Source organism: Halobacillus amylolyticus (assembly GCF_022921115.1).
GTDB classification, from domain to species: Bacteria; Bacillota; Bacilli; order Bacillales; family Halobacillaceae; genus Halobacillus_A; species Halobacillus_A amylolyticus.
This window is the reverse complement of record NZ_CP095075.1, coordinates 2,346,720-2,364,564: the sequence shown is the minus strand read 5'-3', so window position 1 is coordinate 2,364,564 and position 17,845 is coordinate 2,346,720. Positions and strand designations below refer to the sequence as shown.

Annotated in this window: 20 protein-coding genes; 11 read left to right on the top strand and 9 right to left on the bottom strand. The window is 41.4% G+C overall.

Annotated features, from left to right (window positions below; genetic code table 11):
• Positions 1 to 564 precede the first annotated feature (564 nt).
• Complete coding sequence (locus MUO15_RS12185; RefSeq protein ID WP_245029549.1) at positions 565 to 1,743, top strand: IS256 family transposase; 1,179 nt, start codon at positions 565 to 567, stop codon at positions 1,741 to 1,743.
• Between the two features lie 157 nt (positions 1,744 to 1,900).
• Here the strand turns inward: MUO15_RS12185 and MUO15_RS12180 are convergent, their stop codons facing one another.
• From MUO15_RS12180 to ehuB, 5 genes are all read right to left on the bottom strand, one after another.
• Positions 1,901 to 3,163 carry a CYP152 family fatty-acid peroxygenase CypC gene (locus MUO15_RS12180; protein ID WP_245029548.1) on the bottom strand — a complete coding sequence of 421 codons (1,263 nt, stop codon included), beginning with the start codon at positions 3,161 to 3,163 and terminating at the stop codon, positions 1,901 to 1,903.
• 487 nt (positions 3,164 to 3,650) lie between these two features.
• Positions 3,651 to 4,427 carry an ectoine/hydroxyectoine ABC transporter ATP-binding protein EhuA gene (ehuA, locus tag MUO15_RS12175; protein WP_245029547.1) on the bottom strand — a complete coding sequence of 259 codons (777 nt, stop codon included), beginning with the start codon at positions 4,425 to 4,427 and terminating at the stop codon, positions 3,651 to 3,653.
• Positions 4,424 to 5,134, bottom strand: a complete 711-nt coding sequence (ehuD, locus tag MUO15_RS12170) for an ectoine/hydroxyectoine ABC transporter permease subunit EhuD (RefSeq protein WP_245029546.1) — start codon at positions 5,132 to 5,134, stop codon at positions 4,424 to 4,426. The genes ehuA and ehuD overlap by 4 nt, the downstream gene beginning before the upstream one ends.
• Positions 5,131 to 5,769 (bottom strand): ectoine/hydroxyectoine ABC transporter permease subunit EhuC, encoded by a 639-nt coding sequence (ehuC, locus tag MUO15_RS12165; RefSeq protein WP_318036231.1) that lies wholly within the window; start codon positions 5,767 to 5,769, stop codon positions 5,131 to 5,133. Before ehuC ends, ehuD begins: the two co-directional genes overlap by 4 nt.
• A 112-nt stretch (positions 5,770 to 5,881) precedes the next feature.
• Positions 5,882 to 6,763, bottom strand: a complete 882-nt coding sequence (gene ehuB, locus MUO15_RS12160) for an ectoine/hydroxyectoine ABC transporter substrate-binding protein EhuB (protein ID WP_245029545.1) — start codon at positions 6,761 to 6,763, stop codon at positions 5,882 to 5,884.
• 343 nt (positions 6,764 to 7,106) lie between these two features.
• Here ehuB and MUO15_RS12155 point away from each other — a divergent pair, with 343 nt between their 5' ends.
• The 7 genes from MUO15_RS12155 to MUO15_RS12125 all read left to right on the top strand — a co-directional run bounded on the left by MUO15_RS12155 (position 7,107) and on the right by MUO15_RS12125 (position 11,990).
• Positions 7,107 to 8,267, top strand: a complete 1,161-nt coding sequence (locus tag MUO15_RS12155) for an acyl-CoA dehydrogenase family protein (protein ID WP_245029544.1) — start codon at positions 7,107 to 7,109, stop codon at positions 8,265 to 8,267.
• A gap of 100 nt (positions 8,268 to 8,367) precedes the next feature.
• Entirely contained in the window at positions 8,368 to 8,925 is a 558-nt protein-coding gene (locus MUO15_RS12150; protein WP_396266227.1) for an NAD(P)H-dependent oxidoreductase, read from the top strand.
• Positions 8,926 to 9,339: 414 nt separating this feature from the next.
• A complete protein-coding gene (locus tag MUO15_RS12145) occupies positions 9,340 to 9,894 on the top strand; it encodes a spore coat protein (protein WP_245029543.1) in 555 nt (184 codons plus the stop codon).
• A 129-nt stretch (positions 9,895 to 10,023) separates the two neighbouring features.
• Positions 10,024 to 10,890 carry a manganese catalase gene (locus MUO15_RS12140; protein ID WP_245029542.1) on the top strand — a complete coding sequence of 289 codons (867 nt, stop codon included), beginning with the start codon at positions 10,024 to 10,026 and terminating at the stop codon, positions 10,888 to 10,890.
• A gap of 101 nt (positions 10,891 to 10,991) precedes the next feature.
• Positions 10,992 to 11,114, top strand: coding sequence for a manganese catalase family protein (locus MUO15_RS12135; RefSeq protein ID WP_245029541.1), 123 nt, complete (start codon positions 10,992 to 10,994; stop codon positions 11,112 to 11,114).
• Positions 11,115 to 11,211: 97 nt separating this feature from the next.
• Positions 11,212 to 11,385, top strand: coding sequence for an asparagine synthase (locus tag MUO15_RS12130; RefSeq protein WP_245029540.1), 174 nt, complete (start codon positions 11,212 to 11,214; stop codon positions 11,383 to 11,385).
• A gap of 107 nt (positions 11,386 to 11,492) precedes the next feature.
• Positions 11,493 to 11,990 (top strand): GNAT family N-acetyltransferase, encoded by a 498-nt coding sequence (locus tag MUO15_RS12125; RefSeq protein WP_245029539.1) that lies wholly within the window; start codon positions 11,493 to 11,495, stop codon positions 11,988 to 11,990.
• A gap of 209 nt (positions 11,991 to 12,199) precedes the next feature.
• Here the strand turns inward: MUO15_RS12125 and MUO15_RS12120 are convergent, their stop codons facing one another.
• Both MUO15_RS12120 and MUO15_RS12115 read right to left on the bottom strand, forming a co-directional pair.
• A complete protein-coding gene (locus MUO15_RS12120; RefSeq protein WP_245029538.1) occupies positions 12,200 to 12,724 on the bottom strand; it encodes a type 1 glutamine amidotransferase domain-containing protein in 525 nt (174 codons plus the stop codon).
• Positions 12,725 to 12,784: 60 nt separating this feature from the next.
• Positions 12,785 to 13,156, bottom strand: coding sequence for a DoxX family protein (locus MUO15_RS12115; RefSeq protein WP_245029537.1), 372 nt, complete (start codon positions 13,154 to 13,156; stop codon positions 12,785 to 12,787).
• 180 nt (positions 13,157 to 13,336) lie between these two features.
• On the opposite strand from MUO15_RS12115, the gene MUO15_RS12110 reads away from it, so the two are divergent.
• Entirely contained in the window at positions 13,337 to 14,239 is a 903-nt protein-coding gene (locus MUO15_RS12110; protein ID WP_245029536.1) for a DUF1002 domain-containing protein, read from the top strand.
• Positions 14,240 to 14,318: 79 nt separating this feature from the next.
• Complete coding sequence (locus tag MUO15_RS12105; RefSeq protein WP_245029535.1) at positions 14,319 to 14,879, top strand: GDSL-type esterase/lipase family protein; 561 nt, start codon at positions 14,319 to 14,321, stop codon at positions 14,877 to 14,879.
• A 13-nt stretch (positions 14,880 to 14,892) separates the two neighbouring features.
• On the opposite strand, the gene MUO15_RS12100 is transcribed toward MUO15_RS12105, so the two are convergent.
• Positions 14,893 to 16,173 carry a helix-turn-helix domain-containing protein gene (locus tag MUO15_RS12100; protein ID WP_245029534.1) on the bottom strand — a complete coding sequence of 427 codons (1,281 nt, stop codon included), beginning with the start codon at positions 16,171 to 16,173 and terminating at the stop codon, positions 14,893 to 14,895.
• 267 nt (positions 16,174 to 16,440) lie between these two features.
• Between MUO15_RS12100 and MUO15_RS12095 the strand changes: the two genes are divergently transcribed.
• Positions 16,441 to 16,977, top strand: coding sequence for an RNA polymerase sigma factor (locus tag MUO15_RS12095; protein ID WP_245029533.1), 537 nt, complete (start codon positions 16,441 to 16,443; stop codon positions 16,975 to 16,977).
• A 281-nt stretch (positions 16,978 to 17,258) separates the two neighbouring features.
• Here MUO15_RS12095 and MUO15_RS12090 read toward each other — a convergent pair whose 3' ends face one another.
• Positions 17,259 to 17,843: an SCO family protein gene (locus tag MUO15_RS12090; protein WP_245029532.1), complete on the bottom strand. Its 585-nt coding sequence runs from the start codon at positions 17,841 to 17,843 to the stop codon at positions 17,259 to 17,261.
• Positions 17,844 to 17,845 lie beyond the last annotated feature (2 nt).

The following is a 17,845-nucleotide window of genomic DNA, read 5'->3' as shown; positions in this document are numbered from 1 at the left end:
ATAAAAACCAGCCTTTGATCCAGAGGCCACTGAAAAAGTGACGTTTGTTCATTTCTATAAGGAAATGTATTTGGCATTTTTGTTATGTATGAAATGGCCGTATGATTTTTTGTGTACAAAGACCTCAGATAGACAAGCTGATGAGTGAAAACATGTATATCTGTGCTCTCTTGGTGGGTTCCGTTATAAAAAAGAGAAAGGTGGCTGGGAAACGACTCGCTCTTTCCGTGGGCGAACGCCGAGTCTCCCCGGTCGTTCCTCCCCGGGGTCTCGCCAAGTCTGGTGTTCCCACGGGAGTCTCGCCGTTCCCCCGACCCCTTATGGTCATCAAGAGGAACGGAGCCGCCATATTAGATCGTGATAGCTGAATCCTGTGATAAGAGATCAATTTTTATAGGTATTCCATTATATAGTGAGTTTATTTAAATTGATAGAATTTCTGTATAAACACGGAGAGTGTAAAATATTTTGTGTAAATAGAATTCTTTCCAAATAGAAAAAGGAAGACCTTTTCTTGTAGAATTAAGTCACCACAACCAATCCAAAGAAAAGAGGTCTTCCCTTATGGATCATTTTACATCAGATATTATACAAGCTCTAGTGAAAAAAGAGGATATATCGGAAATCTTTCGCAGCCACCTGGAAAGCGCGGTGAATACGCTGCTTCAAACGGAATTGACAGCCTTCTTAGACTACGAAAAGTATGATCGTCTAGGCTTTCATACCGGAAACTCTCGCAACGGCTCTTATTCCCGTACCTTAAAAACCGAGTATGGTGAGCTTGAGATCTCCATCCCTCGTGATCGAAATGGAGAGTTCAAACAACAAACAGTGGCTCCTTATAAGCGCACCAACGATACCCTGGAGTCCTTCGTCATACATATGTTCCAAAAGGGTGTCACCATGTCCGAAGTATCCAATTTGATTGAACGAATGTATGGCCACCATTATACGCCCCAAACGATTTCAAACATGACCAAAGCGATCGGCGAAGAAGTAGAAGCATTTCGCCAACGAACTTTATCCAAGCGTTACGTATGCGTTTATTTAGATGCGACCTTTCTTCCCGTCAAGCGAGATACCGTATCCAAGGAAGCTGTCTATATTGCCGTTGGAATTCGGGAAGACGGATCTAAAGAGGTGCTCGCTTACACGATTGCTCCAACCGAATCTGCGTACGTTTGGAAAGAGTTAATTGAGGATATTCAAGCTCGTGGTGTTGAGGAGGTGCTCCTTTTTATTTCGGATGGATTAAAAGGGATCAAAGAAAGCATTTATTCGGTGTTCCCCAAGGCCAAGTACCAAACCTGTTTCGTCCATGTTTCCCGTAATATCGCCCATAAAGTCCGTGTTTCAGATCGAAAAGAAATATGTGAAGACCTGAAGACCCTTTACCGTGCGGATAATAAAGAGAAGGCTGAGGAAGCGATGGAAGCATTTATAGAGAAGTGGAAGAAATCATATGCGAAGGTCACTCAATCCCTTAGCGATAACCAGGATCTTTTCACGTTTTATGACTTCCCCAAGTCCATTCGAAAGAGTATCTACTCCACCAATTTAATCGAGTCCTTCAATAAGAAGATCAAGAAATACAGCAAGCGCAAAGAGCAGTTCCCCAATGAAGAATCACTGGACCGATTTCTCGTCACTCAGTTCGAAGAATACAACCAGCGTTTCGCAACACGTTGCCACATTGGTTTTGATCAAGCAAGGTCTGAAATAGCAGAAATGTTTAACGAGTAACAGCAGCTACAAGAAGAGGTATATGGTTATTTACACAAAATTATTGACAGTCCCTAAACACGCTCGGCTATTCAATAATGGAGTGGGTCATCTTCTTTTTTACTATACACAGGCTTTATCAGTGACCTGCTAATCCAGAGGCAGGTTTTATGGTTAATCAGGCTTTTGGTTTAACCTTTCTTATTACGAATTTACTTTTAGGGAGCGATGGCATTCTTACCAAACTGTAGCTCAAATCTTGACGAGGGGAGACGTCATAATCGATATGATTTACTAAGAAATCCATGCTTGCGCTCATAGCCTTGATAGTTGCCCATTCTCCAGGGCACCGATGCCCTTTGTAGTAATCACCGCCACCCTGTGGGATTAAATCATATAGGCTTCCATTCCACTCCTCGAACCGATCCGGTGAGAAAGTGTCAGGGTTTTCCCACAGACGCGGATCATGATTTGTTCCATAGATATCAAGCAGCACCAATTGCCCTTTATTGAAATGACAGTCATTCCAGATGAATCCCCGATGTACCCTTGCACCCAAAAAGGGCCCAAAGGGGTAATAACGACGAACCTCTTGAACAAACATTCGGATATAGTCGTTATCAGCCGATTTCATTTTTCTCCGGTATTGTGGGTTGTCATGTAAGGCTAAAGCGCCAAAAGTAATATATGTAGCAATGGCTAAAATTGGCCGCAATACATTAATTAATTCAACAGCTGCCATTTGTCTATCCAAAGGCTTTCCTTTTAAATCCTTATGGAAGGCCATTTCATATACCGCTGTCCCTTCGGTTGCACCTAACTTACCAGAGCGAACTTTGCTTATCACCCCTCTGATCCACTTTTCTGTTCTTGCTCGTGCTTTACGTCCGCGCCAATGCCTCGGCCCTACGGCTCCAAAGGCGTCCACCATGTCGGAAAAGTCTGATGCTCTCTGTTTTATCTCCGATTTCTTTAAAGGAACACCTGCCCACTGACAGGCTGCAGAACATAATACCTCTTGTGCTTCATCAAATAGTACTATGTTTTTCTTCTTTTCCAATGAATGTACCCTGTCTTGCCATTGTTGTTTCGTTAATTCTGCAAGTAGATTCAATTTTTCAGCTGTCATGAGCGACATGAAGAGGAGTTTGCGGTGTTCATGTGCGACGCCATCCATAGTTTGGATGGCGTTCTCACCAAACAGCGTCTTTTGGATTCTTTTTGGGGCCGCGCCTTTTCTTTGAAACCGTTCCGTATCATAAAAAACTTTTGCCGCATTCTTTCCACTCATGCAGATCACTCTTTCCGCAAATAAATGGGTTTGGAAAATATCTGAATCAAACCGACGGCATCTATTTGGAATAAACTGATATCCTTCAGACAGCAAAGTCAAACTATTATCTAATCCTTTGTCACGTCGGGTTTTATCATAGTTTCTCATAGATTTATCTCCTCTGTTGTTTATCAAGTCATTCTGTTTTAGGAATTCCCAAAATGGAAAGGGTTAAACAACACTTATAAACAAATGTGACTTTTAGAGGTCTCAGTTCTTTTAGATTGGTAAAAGGCAAGGGGGGAAGATTAGAATCGAAAGGGGTAAAGTCATAGTCGAAGAACATTTTAAATGGATTTTAAAAGATCGTACCATGTTGGCACATGCCTCGCAGGACGCGGGATAGTTCGAGGATGGTACAGAATGTGTTGTATAACAAAAACCACAGATGAAAAGCTGATGAATAAAAAGTTGAGGATGGGTTTTCTTATAAAAAGGAGAAAGGTGGCGGGGAAACGACTCGCTCGTATATTATAGTCAACCAGATTATTTCTGGTAGCCCCAAATACAATTAGGATAGAAAGAAAAAATCAGGCTGTCGAGAATTTCTCGACAGCCTGACAATTCACCAAAAAGAGTGAAGTGTATTTTACGCTTATATTGTGGAGCGAAACCGTTCCAAGAATGACTGGAGACGTTCACTTTCAGGATTTTCTAAGATTTGCTGCGGTGGTCCTTGTTCGGCAATGACTCCGCTCTCAAGAAAGACAATCCGATCAGCCACATCACGGGCAAAGTCCATTTCGTGTGTAACCAGGATCATTGCCATTTCGCCTTCATCAGCAATATCTTTTATAACTTCAAGTACTTCCCCGACGGTTTCTGGGTCGAGAGCAGAAGTTACCTCATCAAAAAGCATGACTTTAGGACGCATCACAACAGCCCGGGCAATCGCTACTCGTTGCTGCTGTCCCCCAGACAATTGGGCCGGATAGGAGTCGAGCTTATCACCAAGTCCAACCTTTGTCAGCATATCTTTGGCGCGTTGCTCGGCCTCTTCTTTTGGAATGCCTAATACATTGACAGGTGCTGAAGTGCAATTCTTTAAGATTGTCATATGAGGAAAGAGATTAAAGTGTTGAAAGACCATTCCAATATTTCCTCTAACCTGACGGAGGTGTTTTTCGTCAGCCGGAACGAGATTACCGTTGACTTCTTTATGCCAAAGTGGTGTACCGTCAACGGTAATGTAACCAGATGTTGGCTGCTCAAGCGTCATTAACATACGGATAATGGTCGTTTTGCCTGAGCCACTCGGCCCGATCAGGGCAAGTTTCTCACCAGGTGCAACACTAAGGTCAATTCCTTTTAGTACTTCCACATCATCAAATGATTTGTGAACATCCTTGTATTCTACAAGGGGCTGAGTCATGATGTCGTCACTCCTTTTTTAGTTGATTTCTTGTTATCGGATTCATAGCGTTTGTTCAACTTACGTTCAAGCCACTGCACAAATAGAGCTGACGGGTAACTCATCGCCAGGAAGAAAAAGGCAACAAGTGTGTAGGGTTCTAAGTATTCGAAATTATTGACCCCATATACTTCAGCTGCTGTTAACATGCCAGCAACTCCAACGACTATAGTCAATGGAATTTCTTTGAACATGATAATTAAATAGTTTCCAAGCATCGGAATTACGGGTGGAATAGCCTGCGGTAAAATAACTTTTGTCCATTTTTGAAAAGTCGTGTAATTCAAAGCTGTCGCTGCTTCTATTTGACCTTTTGGAACACCTTCAATTCCTGAACGGTAAATTTCAGAAATATACGTACTAAAGTGTATGCCAAGTCCAAACACAGCAACGGTAAATGGCTCAAGCGTCACCCCGACATAAGGAATCAAAGGCCATGCAAAAAACAAGAAGTAAAGCTGTACTAGCGGTGGAGTGGAACGGATAAACTCTATGATGAAGCTAATAAGCCAATTAAATGGCTTGAATTTTATTCTTTTCAGAAACGTCCATATACCGCCTACAATTAGAGCCACCGTAAAACAGACGATCGTTAAGCCGAGGGTCGTCCACATGGCTTCAAAAATGTGCGGAAAAACATCAACAACTGTACTCCATTCCCATGTCATTCAGTAGCAACCCCTTTCGAAGCCCAGCGTTCGAGCCATCGTGTTAAACCGATGAGCGGCAGGGCAATGATGAAGTACATCACGAGGAGCATCGTAAATACGGCTACACCTTCAGATATATTTGCATCACGATAGAGTAAGCCCACGTACGTAATATCTGAAAGCGATATAATGGAAACGAGTGAGGTTGCTTTTAACATTTGGATTAAGTAATTTCCGAATTCCGGCAGCATCATGCGTATGGCTTGAGGAAGGATGACGAACCTCATCCTCTGAAAACGGGACATATTCAGGGCTGTTGCTGCCTCCGTTTGACCAGAAGATACGGCCAGAATGGAGCCGCGAACAACTTCGGACATATAAGCACCATAGTTCATCCCAATCACAATCACACCTATAAGATAAGCGGATAGTTGGATGCCTAATAGACCTGGTAGGACATAGAAAAACCAGAACAATTGTACAACAAGAGAGGTGCCACGAAATATTTCAATGTAGACCGCGGTAAAGTTACGAATAATGAAGTTTTTGGAAAGTCTTCCGAAACCGGCTAAGAATGCGATGAGATAGCCAAAAATAGCTGATCCGATTAATACGGTTATTGTTATATCTAACCCTTCTAATAGGACAGGTATTATATCAATATAGTTGCTAATCTGAGCTCACCCTTTCTTTTTGATTTCAAAACAGTTGCGCTTTTGTTGTTAAAAAAGGCACCCGAAGTCGGGTGCCTTTCAGATTCTTTATTTACCCTTTACAAAGCTCTTCAACTGTTATGTCTTCTGTGATGAGATTACCGTCGCCGAAGAATTCTACGGAATTAACAATCTCTGCAAGCTCACCGCTCTCTTTCATTTTCGCAAGCTCCTCATTATATGCTTCACGAAGGTCATCAGCATCTTGTTCGAAGGCAGCTGCTCCATAACTCGGAACTCCATCTACATCGGGTTGTTGGAAATCTTCCACATACTCTAATGAATCTCCACCTGTTGATTTCATTGCTTTCTTAACAGTTAACTCAGTTGCTGTGGTAGCTTGAGCACGGCCTGTTTTAACGGCGTCAAGTGTAGCAGCAATGTCAGGATAAGTTTCGATCTGTCCCTCACTTACACCCGCACTTTTCAGAAAGTCAACTTCAGTTGCACCTGACATAACAGCAACCGTTACATCTTCATTACTAGCAATATCTGCATAACTAGTTAAACCTTGAGGGTTGCCTTTTTCTACAACCATACCTTCACCATATTTAATACCTGGCATAGCGAAGTCTACCTGCTCGCAGCGGTTTGGCAAAATGGCCATCGCAGCAGTAATAACATCAAATTTCCCTGTCTTCACACCTGGAATGAGTTGTTTCCATTCCGCGATTTCCCCTCTAACCTCGTCTACTCCCATATTTGCAAAGGCTGCTTTAGCAATTTCAACTGCGACACCTTTAAGTTCATCGCCCTCTTTATAGGCATAAGGTGCTTCGTTAGCAAAGCCAACAGTAACATAGCCTTGATCCTTGACTTTAGCAAGGGCGGAATCTCCGCTATCGCCGCTGCTGTTGGTTTCCTCAGATCCACAAGCTGCTAATAGTAATACGGATAATGCAATCATAATAATTGATAATAATTTTTTCTTCATATTGACCTCCTTGGATTTATTAAAACTTAAGTATTAAGATGTGATGTGGTGCCTCAGTCATAGGGCAGGGTGTCTAGATAAGTACTGCTAATCGTACCAACGTTCTAAAAAAACAGCAAACTCTAAATTTTCCGATTATATTGAATATATGCTTGTTACATGAAATTTATTAGCCACAACTCCGATTTCCTTTAAATACGTAGTCAGTTTGTAATAGTTTTGTAAAGAGCTTGTTTTATAAGAGCTTATGAGGAGACTCTAATAAACATTCAAACAAAATGATTCGCATAAAGCCGACTCATTTAGTATGATTTAAGAACGATGGAATGAGGGAGTGAGTGTAGTGAATGATTTATTACAGTCATTGGTGAAAAACGAGAGACAGCGTCGGCTTATTGAGAAAGCCTCCATCATTGCTGATGAAGCTCGTTCCCATGTGATGGAAACGGATCGGGATGCTGCCTTTTCTGATCAAACATTAAAAGTAATCAAGCAAGAGAAATATCCATCTCTTAGTTTACCTGCTAAGTATGGTGGAGAAGATCTATCCCTATATGAATTTCTATTATTACAAGAAACCATTGCGGAAGGTGATGGATCAACCGCTTTATCGATGGGGTGGCACCTTGGGATTATGATGGAACTAAGTGAGGATAACCCTTGGAAAGAAGAAGCTTTTGAGCGATTAGCATATGAGGTAGCAAACGAGCAAAAGGTCGTGAATCGCATTGCATCAGAGGCAGCAACAGGAAGCCCGACAAGAGGGGGAGTTCCTGAAACAACAGCAGTGAGACGGAATGATCGGTACGTGTTGTCAGGAAGAAAAACTTTTGCCTCAATGGCGGATCATCTCGATTATTATATTGTGTCTGCCTATGTTGAAGACTTAGATAATGTTGGCTGGTTTTTAGTGGATCGGCATCAGCCTGGTCTTCATGTTGATAAGACGTGGGATACGTTAGGGATGCGAGGCACGGAAAGTGATGATTTAGTCCTTGAGGAGGTAGAAGTAAGTGAGAATGATTTAGTAGAACTAAAAGGGGAAGTAAAGCCTTCTCCGAAAGGCTGGTTGCTGCATATACCTGCTTGTTATCTGGGGATTGCTGTAGCGGCAAGAAATAAAAGCATTGAATTTGCAACCACCTTCCAGCCGAATAGTCTTGATACGACGATCTCAGAAGTAGGACACATTAGAGATAAGGTTGGTGAGATGGAATGGAAACTTATGCAGGCTCATAGCTTTATGTACGCAACGGCGAGAAAATGGGATGAGGAACCAGAGAAGCGATCAGAAATGGGGGCAGATCTTGCTGCAGTGAAGCTTGCTGTTACGAACACAGCAAATGAAGTCGTTGATTTAGCGATGCGGATTGCTGGCGGACGGGGGCTTTCTAAACAGCAGCCATTTGAAAAGTACTATCGAGATGTACGTGCAGGACTTCATAATCCACCAATGGACGATGCCGTAATCAGGATGCTTGCAGGAAAAGCTCTCGATCAATAATAACAAGCATGTTCCTCAAAGGAGCATGCTTGTTATTATTAGGAAGTGACATAATGGGGTATGAATAAAGCAGCTACCTAAATGTGCTTGGGGGATAGGCGTGAACATACTTATCATTAATGGACACGAACATTATAACCATTCAAAAGGAGATCTCAATCAAACACTTTTTAATTATATGGTTGAAAAGTTAAAGCAGAAATATGAGATCCAAACAACCGTGATCCAAGAAGGCTACAATGTGAAAAAGGAACAAGGGAAGGTAAAGTGGGCGGATATCGTGATTTACCAAACCCCCATCTATTGCTATAGTGTTCCCGCACTTTTTAAGAAATATTTTGATACAGTTCATGAGTATGGTGTATTTTTCGAAGGGAACCAAGGTGATTACGGAACGGGTGGATTGTTGGATGGGAAGAGATATATGTTCTCAACAACGTGGAATGCCCCGCGTTCAGCATTTAACGATCCTTCGAAGTTTTTTGAGGGAAGAAATGTGGAAGAGATCCTCTTCCACTTACATCTTATCCACAAATACACCGGGATGAAATCGATCGAAACGTTTGCCTGCTTCAATGTGAAGAAAGCACCTGATTTAGAACAATATAAAAAAGAATTGGACTCCCATATCAATCGTTTCATTCCAGAAATAACTTAAGGATATTTTTAAAAAAAGATCGGAAGAAGTTTAAGGGATTTTAACAACAAAAGTCAGACAGAGCAGTTGAGCAGTCTCCAGGTGGGGGGCTGCTTTTTATAATGATAGGAGTCCTTTGAAAATTGACTAGGAGTACATTATTTTCCTCATTCCTCTTAGCTTAATTGCTTTGTTTAATTTAGATTGATGGAGGGATAATGGGTGTACAGTTAGTTGCTAACGGATGAGGGCAGAGTTTGGTTTTCCTCGTTACATAGCTTATTATGCCTGTCCCATTTTGGCGACTACATTACACTCTTGCTAGGGCAAGGATAAAAGCGGCTAGGTTAGTAAAATAAGGGATCATGTTTTATTCGATAATAATTGTACAGAATAAGCTTGTGCTTTTGAAAAATCATTGAGGGGGAAGAAAACATGCAGTTAGCTTCACATGAACTACATGACTTAACAGAATTAACGATGGGCTGCTATAACACAATTGGTTGTATGGCAGGATTTATTCAACAGGCACAGGACCCAGAGCTTAAGGATATGCTCACACGTCAATTTCCGTTACATGTAGCAGATTACAACTTAAAGGTTGAATTTTTACAAAGTCAAACAACTCCAGACATTAATAAATTCCAGCCGGATCAACCGGTTAGAAAGCTTTCTGACTTTACAACTGGAACCGTACCTTTTCAGCCTGGTCAACCACGAACAGAGATACAAACGCATAACGATAGGGAGATTGCTACAGCTTACCTGTTAAATCAAAAAGGCTCAGCAAAAAACTACGGCGCTGCAGCCGTTGAGTGTGCCAATCCTGACTTGCGCCACTTTTTAGAAAAGGCATTTCTGAATAGTAATCGCCATGCTTATGAAACATGGCAGTACATGGTGCAAAAAGGATACTATCCTTTAATGCCTGCACCACAGGAAAGTGTTCAGGATATGGCTGGCTTTTTCACTCCTGTTCCTATGCAATAAAACAAGTATTAAGACCGCCTTCTATTTAAAAGGCGGTCTCTTTAATCTTGGCAGATATTGTAGTGGATAGTAGAGCTCTTTTTACTCAAGAATAAAAAGAGTGTTTAACTTTAAAAAAGGAGATATGATATGTTCTCACACGTTAAAGAACTTCAATATAATGCCAAGCCTTCTCAGCCAGATCCAGTATATGCGAAAAAATTACAAGAAATACTGGGCGGCCAGTATGGTGAAATGTCCGTTATGATGCAATACCTTTTCCAAGGATGGAACTGTAGAGCAGAGAGCAAATATAAAGATATGATCTTAGATATTGGTACAGAAGAAATCGCCCATGTCGAAATGATTGCCACCATGATTGCTCAATTACTCGACGGCGCTCCAGCTCATGATCAGGAGCAAGGAGCAAAAGATCCTGCCGTTGAGGCGGTCCTCGGAGGAATGAATCCTCAACATGCCATCGTCAACGGACTTGGAGCTCAGCCAAACGATGCGGCGGGGTATCCATGGAATGCTCGTTATACGATTGCGAGTGGCAACATGCTAGCAGATTTCAGAGCTAACTTGAATGCGGAGTCGCAAGGACGTCTTCAAGTTGTTCGTCTATATGAAATGACGACAGACCCTGGCGTCAGGGACATGCTTTCTTTCCTAATTGCCAGAGATAAGATGCACCAAAACCAGTGGATGGCTGCGATTGAGGAGTTAGAACAGACGCAAGGAGCGGTCGTGCCGAGTACCTTCAGTACTGAACATGAGATACAAGATGTCGCATACTCGTTTATGAACTTCTCTGAAGGTGAAGAAAGTAGCACAGGACGTTGGGCTAATGGTGCTTCGTTGGATGGAAAAGGAACATTTGAATATGTTCAAAACCCCGGGGCTAACGGTCAAAAACCAGAACTTAAACCGTCCCCGGCCTATATTCACGGAACGCCGCCGCTAGATATGAGGATCATGCAGAATGGCGGAGGAATTCAGCCTAATCAGCAGTAGAAGAAGCACGAATAATATTAATTTTACATCTGATAATAAAAGCATGACTTCTTTAATGGAAATGTACTTTGGAAGACCTTTAAAAGGATGTGTCCTTACACGTGAAAGAATTACAGGATAATGCTAAGGCTGCACAACAAGATCCTAATAATGTGGAAAAGCTTCAAGAAATCAAGGACGGTCAATATGTTGAATTATCTGTGATGGCACAGTTCTTTTTTTAAGAAAAGTATGCCTCTATAACCTGTATATTTCCTCTGACAAAGGTGATAATAAGACTGGTGTCAAACACCAACTAACTACGATGTGGGGGAAATGACTATGAGTATGCGTGAGGGTTTAATTCCAACTGCATTAGGTTCTGCTGTCACAGCCACTGGTTACGCCCTGAAGCAGAGAAGGGGTTCAAATAAAATGGTCGCAAACACAGTATTTGGTTTCGGCCTGGCACACGTAGTATTAGGAAGCATTGACCTAGTTCAACACCGTCGTTAGGAAAAAGGGTGAGCATTTTTAGTGCTCACCCTTTTTCATTTTAAGCAGGAATATGAACACAGTAAACAGAAATGAATGATAATCATAATTAAAGAGGAGGATTGGGAATGGATATTAGGCAAGCTTGCCCTGAAGATGCAGAGGAGTTACTACACCTTATCCAACAAGTTGAAGCAGAATCATCATTTATGCTGTTTGAAGAGGGTGAAAGAAATACTTCAGTTGAACAGCAGCGTGAGAGAATATGGGCTATGAAGAAAGAAGGAAGCTCAACATTAATCGTTGCCGAAGAGGAGGGGCGGCTTGTAGGCTACTTAGCTGCAATAAATGGTTCGGCTAAAAGACAACAGCACTCCCTCCATCTGGTGGTAGGAATTTTAAAAGGGTATAGAGGTAAGGGGTTAGGGACGAAACTTTTTACATACTTGGAAAAGTGGGCAATCGAACATAGGATTCATCGGTTGGAATTGACGGTAGTTGTAGAAAATGAAGCGGGCTTAGGGTTATATAAGAAAATGGGGTTTAAAGTGGAAGGAACGAAAAAACACTCTTTGCTGATTGATGAGCATTTGGTCGATGAATATTATATGGCTAAGCTTTTATGATGAATAACGATAGGCGATGGGAACAATGTTTGAGGTAAGTTAAGGTAGTGATATTACATAATCTTAGGGATCACAAAAGTATGCTTGAATTAAGGTTGGAACAGAGTGAGCATACGAGTTAGTTTCAACTTCCTCTCTAACCAATAATTTTTTTCTATATAAAAATAAAGGCCCGGCACCCTAAAGGTGGCGGGACTTCATAACTGTAACTATGATTTAGCTAATAAATCAGCAAAAGCCTTTGCATAAGGTGGAAGATCTGGTGGACGACGAGCGGAAACGATATGTTCGTCTTGTACTACGGCCTCATCGTGCCATGTAGCTCCAGCATTAATCATATCATCTTTAATTCCAGGTGTACTGGTTACTTGGCGCCCTTCTAAGATTCCTGCCGAGATCAAAACCCAGCCAGCATGGCAAATTTCACCGATCGGTTTTTTTTGGTCGTCCATATGGCGAACCATATGGAGTACGCTGTCGTAACGGCGCAATTTATCAGGCGACCAGCCTCCTGGCACGAGAATGCCATCGTAATCTGCTGGGTTAATATCGTCAAAAGCGTATTCAGAGATGGCTGGAACACCGTATTTACCTGGATATTCTTCGTTCGCTTTTTCTCCAACAAGGTGTACAGTGGCGCCTTCCTCCTGTAATCGCAGTATTGGGTACCATAGTTCTAAATCTTCGAAGTCTTTACTTACGAGTTGAATAATTTTTTTCTCTTGTAAGCGCACTGCGCTGCCTCCTCATGACTGTGATAATTTAAGTGTACCAAACACAATCGATGACTTCGACTATTTAGAAACGGCTAATACCCACCATATTAGTAGTGGTTGTAGTAAGGGGCGAATCCACAGAGCTATCATACTTGTATTTTCTTCCCAAGGTGCTGGAATTCCGTTAATAGCAGCATAAATATTGGCCGGAAGTACGGCGACAAGAAAAATCGCCGTAGCTATTCCGGCTGCACGTCTGGATTGTGGAAAAATAAGGAGCAGTGCGAGCAGCCATTCTGTATTGCCAGACATATACACAATCTCTAACCTAAGAGGTATAAAGTCAGGAATCATTTGTGCATATCCTTTGTCATAGATGAAATGAGTAATCCCTGCTATGAAAAGTCCCGCGGCAAATAGATAAAGTCCGATTTGCTTTACGATTGTCATTCCTTTTCTTCCTTTCTAACAGAGGGAAACGTGAGGCTTTCCTCCCTTAACGAATAGTTTAATGATGAATTTCGAAAAATAAGACGAAGAGTTGATGTTATATGTTTAGAAATAGGTATAATAAGGTTTAAGTTTAGCATAATTTTAACCGAGTTTGAATCTAGCAAAGGAGTCGATAGAATGAAGAGAAATATTGGATTATTCGTGCTCATTTTCCTTATGATGGTCAGTTTTGTTCTTCCTAATGGGGTAGCTGCCTCTACGGGTGGAGGAGGAATTAATGAAAAGCTAGGCTTGCCAATAGTTGTTTATGGAGAGGCTTTGACAGATGCACAAAAAGCCAAGGTTACTGATTTGTTAAAGGCTAATCAACATGACCAGGTGGACGAGTTCACGGTTACAGGTCAGGACATTGCAAATTATATTGGGGGAAACCCGAACTCAAATATGTATTCTTCTGTGAAAATTATTCATCAAGATAATGGGGCAGGACTAAACATTGAGATCGTAACCCCGGCCAACATCACAGAAGTAACGAAGGAAATGTACACCAATGCATTATTAACGGCCGGTGTTGAAAATGCGGATGTACTGGTAGCTTCTTCAGTAAAAGTTAGCGGACATTCTGCACTAACAGGTATTTATAAAGCCTATGATGCAAAAGGGGTAGCCCTTGATAAGGAACGGATGGAAGTCGCAAGTGAAGAACTTGATGTAGCCACTTCCATAGGTAATCAAGAAGGCATTGATCAAGCCCAAGTAAGTGAGTTGCTAACAGAAATTAAAAAGGCAATTGCTGAACAAAATCCAGCAACCAAAGAAGAAATAGAGCAAATTGTGCAAGAACAGCTGCAAAACTTGAATATTGAGTTAAATCCTGAAGATCGTCAACGCTTGATTGATCTTTTTGACCAAATGCGTAGTTTAAATATTGACTTTGACCAAGTGAAAAGCCAGCTTGATGAATTGGCAGGGGGAATCCAGAACTTAGTCAATGATGAAGGCTTTTGGAATAGCCTAACATCAACTGTACGAAGCTTTTTTCAATCGTTAGCTGATTTTTTTCGTTCGATTGTAAGTTAATTTAGTGAGGGAAGCCGCTACTCCTAGCTTGGTGCAGCGGCTTTCATAATGTTTGATAAGAATAGGAAAGGTGGTTGTCATGAAAAAACTGGTCTGTTTTGGAGATAGTATAACCGCGCAAAATTCAGGGTATATGACACCCAGATTAACTTCCATACTTCAGCAGCATTTGTCAGGATGGTTTGTACTCAATGAAGGTGTATCAGGTAACACCACACGTGATGCACTTGCAAGGATAGAAAGTGATGTATTAGGACAGGAGCCCGATCTTGTAACTGTATTGTTTGGTTCAAATGATGTGGCTGAACACAACAAGGTTACGATTGAGGAGTACGAGGAGAACCTACGTAAAATCGTATCACTTATTGGTCCAGGTAAGACCATTCTGCTTACTCCGCCCCCGGTTAATGAAGTTCTACAAACAGTAAGAAAGAACGCAATGATAGAAAGCTACGCTCGTGCTGTGGAACGTGTGGCCTGTGAGAAAGGAGCCTTTGTCATTTCTTTGTTTGATCTGATGGTTCATGAATCGAATTACCAAAAGATGTTAAAAAGCGAAGATGGCCTCCACTTCAGCGAACTAGGCTACACCTTTGTATCCAAGCAAATTCTGCAAACCATACAAGCGGAAATCCATTAACTTCCACCTCAGGTCATCCATTATTTGGATGACCTGAGGTGGATTTTATGTGGGCGAGGTAACAGTCGGCAGCTCGTTTGTATTTGCCTATGTGATAGAGATGGTGGCCGAGCTTTTGATAAAGTGTTTCTAAGGGTTCTTTGTCTGCATCATGTTCGAAATAATCAATACAGCTTTCGAGGCTTTTTTCATAGCTTTTCATGTCCCCAGTTTGCTTATAATATTCAAGGAAGGCTTCAAGGAGGTAGTAATGATCAGAAGTTAGACTGACCTCACTGTTCGCTGTGTTATAGATGTTTAAAGCCTGTTTCAAATGGCCTCCTTCTATATAAGCCTTACATAACGAGTGGTAGGTTATTTGTTTATTTGCTGAAACTCCTTGCAAGTTCTTAAGTTTAAGAGCTCGTTCAAGATAAACGCAGGCCTGTTCACTTTGCCCTGAGTTTCTCATCACTACACCTTTATTATGAAGAATTTGCCCAAGTAAATAGCGGTTCTCGTCCTTTTCAGCCTGATCCTCAGCTTGATTTAAATAGTCCATAGCAGGGTCATATTTTTTCTGATTTAAGTAGATGATTCCGAGCAAATTAAGAATCATACTTACATCTTCTGTTTGATTAAGGCTTTCATAATATGTACGGACTTCTTTGCAGTAATCAATTGCCTTTTGATAATCCTCAAGAGCGTTAGACAAAACTGCTCGATTATAGGTTAATGCTGCTTTCACGGGGAGAGGACTTTTCAATAAAGAGAAATTCTTGTAGTGATGTAAGCTATTCTGAAAATCAGAGCGTTGAAAGAACCTAATCCCCTGACAATAATGATAGGTGTTCTTTATGCGAACAGGTAAAGCATCAATCGAATAATCATGAAGATAGGCATCAATATATTCATCGTACAATGTTGTTGCAGCCATTGGCATCTTGGACTTGCAGTAATAGGCACACTTCAATAAAAGAAAGTAAATCTCCTGATGCACATTTGATAAATATTCATAGTAATTTTCATCGATAGCTTCGATGAGGGGAGCAGCTTTCTCTAAGTGAGTAATAATAAATAGCTGCAATTGTGCCAGGATATGATTCACTTCCTCATCCTCTTCCTCATAATGGTGAAAAAACTCCTTTGGCAGATCGAACGCAGCTGCAATAAGTTGTAGCGTGTGTACGCCAGGGCGGCGGTAGCCATTTTCAATTTTGCTGAGATGGGCGGTTGAGAGGTTTCCACCCGCAACTTGCTGTAATGTCATATTGCTCCGTTTACGGTAAATGGAAATTCTTCTTCCGATATCCATGTGCACACGTCCTCTTAGAAAAAAATACCTAAATCTATCATACAGGTTTCGACAGGTTATGAATAGGCCAAAAGAATGACGAAATTGGAACAACTGTAAAAAATAAAGAAAATTCCATTTTTAAGTATGGTATTTTCAGTGATACTTGCTTTTTTACTCACTTATAATAGTCCAATAACAAGATTTGAAAATCTTTAAACTGTAGTACGATTAGAGTAAATAGAAAGAACGATTGAGTAAAAGGGATAAACAATGGAGTGGGCAAAGGTGAGAAACACAAACAAAGAGCTAGCTCTTGCAGAATTAGTAAAACATGAATATCCATCTTTATTAAGAACAGCAAGGTCGTATGTTAAAGATGCTATGACAGCAGAAGATATGGTACAAGAAGCATTGCTGAAAGCTTATGAAAAGTTCGATTCCTTTCAAACAGGGAATAGCGTGCGAGCATGGCTGTTTCGAATCATGATCAATAAGTGCAAAGACCATCTTCGCAGTTACACACAACGGAAAGTAACCCCGTGGGAGGACCAATGGCTCCATGCTGCACAAGTTGATCCGCATAACCCTTTGGATATCATGATCCAGCAGGAGGACAATGATGATATTCATCAGGCTATAGACCTGTTAAAGCCGGATTATCATGAAGCGTTACATCTATATTATTTTAATGATTTGTCTGTAAAACAGATGTCTATGGTGCTGCACATGAATGAAAATACGCTTAAAACGAGAATGAAGCGAGCGCGCGATCATTTAGGGCAAGAGCTCGTCCAGCACAGAGAGAATGTTTATTCTGCTTGAATCGCTGCTCGCCTCGTGTAAAGCCAGAAAGTTTTTGGTGCTTGCTGTCTCCTGAAATAGCGTCTGGTCAGAATCATTGGTAAAAAGGTAAGAATCCTTCACATTTTGGGAAGAACCTATTGGGGTTTAGTTAGAATCCTTCTCATTTTCGGAAGAATTTTTGTTTACCTGGTCAGAATTATGCTTATTTTGGTTAGAATCCGAACCCCTCAGTAAGTCAAAGCTGAAAAGCCGAACTACATCATAAGAAAAGCGCTCCAGTGAATGGAGCGCTTTTTCTATTAGTTGGCTACAATCTTGGCATCTTCCACAATTTGTTCGAAAGGTACGTTTGTGGCACCTTTATAGTATTTTACAACTTTTCCTTCTTGGTTAACCAGGAAAAATTGAGAGCCGTGAGATACTTGTTTGACTCCCTCTGTTTTTTGGGCGATGGTTTTGAAACTTTCCTTTGCGAAACTTTCAATCTTATCTTGGGAATAGCCCGTTACAAAAGTCCAATTGCTGAAGTCAGCGCCTTGGGCTGAGCCGAACTCCTTCAACATCTTAGGTGTGTCCACTTCCGGATCAACGCTGAACGATACAATCTCAGCGTCTACCCCTTCCTCTTCAAGCATATCTTGAATTTTTGCCATGTTGCGGGTCATTGGCGGACAAACTGTGTTACAGGATGTGAAGATAAAATCGGCGAGCCAAACCTTACCTTCCATGTCATCGATGGAAAATTCTTCATTGGCTTGGGTCGTCCCCTGAAGAGTGCCAATTTCCCAGTTTAATGGGTCTTCAAGTTCTTGAGTGCCGCAACTGGCTAATATAAGAGCAGTGGTGATGATGATAGTAAGTATGAGAGAACGCTTGTATGTCATAA

Excerpts from the sequence above, each read along its gene's own strand:
- MUO15_RS12110 (WP_245029536.1), top strand. The coding sequence starts at position 13,337 with ATGAAGAGAAATATTGGATTATTCGTGCTCATTTTCCTTATGATGGTC.
- MUO15_RS12180 (WP_245029548.1), bottom strand. The coding sequence starts at position 3,163 with ATGAGAAACTATGATAAAACCCGACGTGACAAAGGATTAGATAATAGT.
- MUO15_RS12100 (WP_245029534.1), bottom strand. The coding sequence starts at position 16,173 with ATGGATATCGGAAGAAGAATTTCCATTTACCGTAAACGGAGCAATATG.
- MUO15_RS12125 (WP_245029539.1), top strand. The coding sequence starts at position 11,493 with ATGGATATTAGGCAAGCTTGCCCTGAAGATGCAGAGGAGTTACTACAC.
- MUO15_RS12140 (WP_245029542.1), top strand. The coding sequence starts at position 10,024 with ATGTTCTCACACGTTAAAGAACTTCAATATAATGCCAAGCCTTCTCAG.
- MUO15_RS12185 (WP_245029549.1), top strand. The coding sequence starts at position 565 with ATGGATCATTTTACATCAGATATTATACAAGCTCTAGTGAAAAAAGAG.
- MUO15_RS12145 (WP_245029543.1), top strand. The coding sequence starts at position 9,340 with ATGCAGTTAGCTTCACATGAACTACATGACTTAACAGAATTAACGATG.
- MUO15_RS12090 (WP_245029532.1), bottom strand. The coding sequence starts at position 17,843 with ATGACATACAAGCGTTCTCTCATACTTACTATCATCATCACCACTGCT.
- ehuB (WP_245029545.1), bottom strand. The coding sequence starts at position 6,763 with ATGAAGAAAAAATTATTATCAATTATTATGATTGCATTATCCGTATTA.
- ehuA (WP_245029547.1), bottom strand. The coding sequence starts at position 4,427 with ATGACTCAGCCCCTTGTAGAATACAAGGATGTTCACAAATCATTTGAT.
- MUO15_RS12115 (WP_245029537.1), bottom strand. The coding sequence starts at position 13,156 with ATGACAATCGTAAAGCAAATCGGACTTTATCTATTTGCCGCGGGACTT.
- MUO15_RS12130 (WP_245029540.1), top strand. The coding sequence starts at position 11,212 with ATGAGTATGCGTGAGGGTTTAATTCCAACTGCATTAGGTTCTGCTGTC.
- ehuD (WP_245029546.1), bottom strand. The coding sequence starts at position 5,134 with ATGACATGGGAATGGAGTACAGTTGTTGATGTTTTTCCGCACATTTTT.
- MUO15_RS12105 (WP_245029535.1), top strand. The coding sequence starts at position 14,319 with ATGAAAAAACTGGTCTGTTTTGGAGATAGTATAACCGCGCAAAATTCA.